3 protein-coding genes are annotated in these 2,093 nt (G+C 44.0%); all 3 read left to right on the top strand.

The window, feature by feature from the left end; genetic code table 11:
* Positions 1 to 366 precede the first annotated feature (366 nt).
* Positions 367 to 759 carry a helix-turn-helix transcriptional regulator gene (locus tag F607_RS0126500; RefSeq protein WP_027710402.1) on the top strand — a complete coding sequence of 131 codons (393 nt, stop codon included), beginning with the start codon at positions 367 to 369 and terminating at the stop codon, positions 757 to 759.
* A 113-nt stretch (positions 760 to 872) separates the two neighbouring features.
* On the top strand, positions 873 to 1,250 hold the full coding sequence (locus F607_RS0126495) for a helix-turn-helix transcriptional regulator (RefSeq protein ID WP_027710401.1): 378 nt from the start codon (positions 873 to 875) through the stop codon (positions 1,248 to 1,250).
* A gap of 17 nt (positions 1,251 to 1,267) precedes the next feature.
* On the top strand, positions 1,268 to 2,093 hold an 826-nt coding region (locus tag F607_RS32125; protein WP_051311871.1), incomplete at its 3' end, for a recombination-associated protein RdgC.

Below are 2,093 nucleotides of genomic sequence, written 5' to 3'. Positions count from 1 at the left end.
TTTCTTTGTTTCCGTCAAAGCGTTTGTTGACAAAGTAAGGCGGTGGCGTTTCAAATGGTGAACCTAACGGGATAACGGTGAACCCTCTGTCGTAGAGTTCCCAAGCTGTTTCTTCTGTGGTGGGTGGTTTATCAGCTTCCATTACTGGTGATTCCTGTTATTTGACGTTGACTACTCCCGTGTGAGGGGATAGAAGGAAGCTGTTGCAACAACTACATTTTAGGCAGGCAAAAGTTATACAAGTGTAGTCAGTGCAACATTTTGATTACTAGCTATGCGACACTGTAGGCATAAAACAATCAATAGTCAACATAATATTACACAACCTAAAGCTATTAGTTACACCTAAATTACACTGAGTTAAGTATGTCCGAACCGGAATTGTGGGAAAAAATTAAAGAAGCACGCTTAAATGCAGGCTATACACAAGGTCAGCTTGCAAAACTATGTGGTGTAACTCGGGCTACTGCATCTCGCTGGGAGTCAGAAGATCCCGAAGTTAGAAGAGGCCCTAGAGTTGATCACCTCCGCAAGATAGCCGATATAACAGGCAAAGAGATTAAGTTCTTTATGCCTAACTTAAAAGCTAATTTTTTAGCGGCCAGAGATAAAATTCTTCAAGAAGAAGAGGATATACAACTACAACAAAAGGTAAGGGTTCTAGCTAAGGAGTTTATGGACTTAATCCTTGATGGAAGCCTGTCTGAGAAAGAAGTAGATATGCTCTATTCACTGATCACAAGCTTAAGAAGTAATTAAAACTATTAGACCATTTAGTCCATTAGCAAATTTCAATGTGCGCTTTTGTTGACTTTAAAACCCTTGCAGGTAGATACTAATTTATATCATTTGGAACCTGCAAGGTACTCACCATGGACGACACGATCACCATAGGCCACTGGAAAGCCTACCTGAACAACCTTCAACTCTCCCCACGACAAACGCTGTATACCTTTGAAGCTCTGCATGGCTTGTCCGATAAAGAAATTGCCCGCAAGTATGCGGTTGCGCCTGACACCATTTCTAAGACAATAAAAGCAGCGTTACACAAACATAACCTCAAGAATCGTACACAGTTAGTCGCCGAGTTGATCCGGTCAAAGGTGATCTGTCCCTTGTCCATGAGTGTGTTAGCGTTGTCTTTGGCCTTAGTGCCTGCCTTTTCTGATGACCCACTCCTACGTAATCGAATCTACCGAACGCGTACTAACCGGTACGAGTCGATTGTTCCCACCCTGCATACAACATAAAACAAGAGGTGCACAACATGTGGTTTAAAAATGCAATCTTTTTCCGCTGCGAACAAGTCGCAAAGCTTGATCAGGCGTTGCTAAACGAGAAATTAAGCGCTCAGGCCTTTAAACCCTGCACGCCCCAACAGGCCGAAAGCTATGGCTGGGTTCGCCCTTTCGGCGAAGAGGCCGAACACTTTGCCGAGCATATTGGCAACTTCCAATTGCTCTGCCTACAGAAAGAAAAAAAGATGTTGCCTAACTCGGTTATCAGCAAATACGTCAAAGAACGTATTAAAACCCTGGAAAAAGAACAGGGTGAGCCGATTGGCAAAGGCGAAAAAGATCAGATTAAAGAGTCGGTTATTCATGAGCTACTGCCCAAAGCCTTCAGCGAATACCACAGTTGGTATGTGTATTTAGACCCTATTAATAACCTGATTGTCGTGGACAGCTCTAACGTTAAACTGGCCGAGGAATGTATTCATTACTTACGCATCACGCTGAGCAGCTTAGCCACACAGCCTGTGGTCACGGAATATAAGCCCTGTGAAGTCTTAACCTGCTGGTTGGCCCGCAGTGCTCAACTGCCTGAAGGTCTATTACTGGACCAATGTGCTGAGCTGCGCTTTGTGGGTAGTGAAGATGCGGACATTGTCAAACTCAGTAAAAGCGATTTAGAGCTGGAAGAAGTCGAGCCGCATATTGGCGCAGGCAAAATGGTCACTAAACTGGGCTTTCACTGGACCGATTATTTGGCTGGCACCATCCACGATGACTTTCGCTTTACCCAATTAAAATTTGAATTAACCGACCAGGAAAAAGCGGAAGATTTTATGTCTCAGGCACGGGCCGATTTTA

This window comes from Zooshikella ganghwensis DSM 15267 (genome assembly GCF_000428585.1).
GTDB classification, from domain to species: domain Bacteria; phylum Pseudomonadota; class Gammaproteobacteria; order Pseudomonadales; family Zooshikellaceae; genus Zooshikella; species Zooshikella ganghwensis.
This window is presented reverse-complemented; position numbering and strand designations above follow the sequence as displayed.

Bases quoted from the DNA above. Each gene is read 5' to 3' on its own strand.
- F607_RS0126500 (WP_027710402.1), top strand. From the start codon at position 367: ATGTCCGAACCGGAATTGTGGGAAAAAATTAAAGAAGCACGCTTAAAT.
- F607_RS0126495 (WP_027710401.1), top strand. From the start codon at position 873: ATGGACGACACGATCACCATAGGCCACTGGAAAGCCTACCTGAACAAC.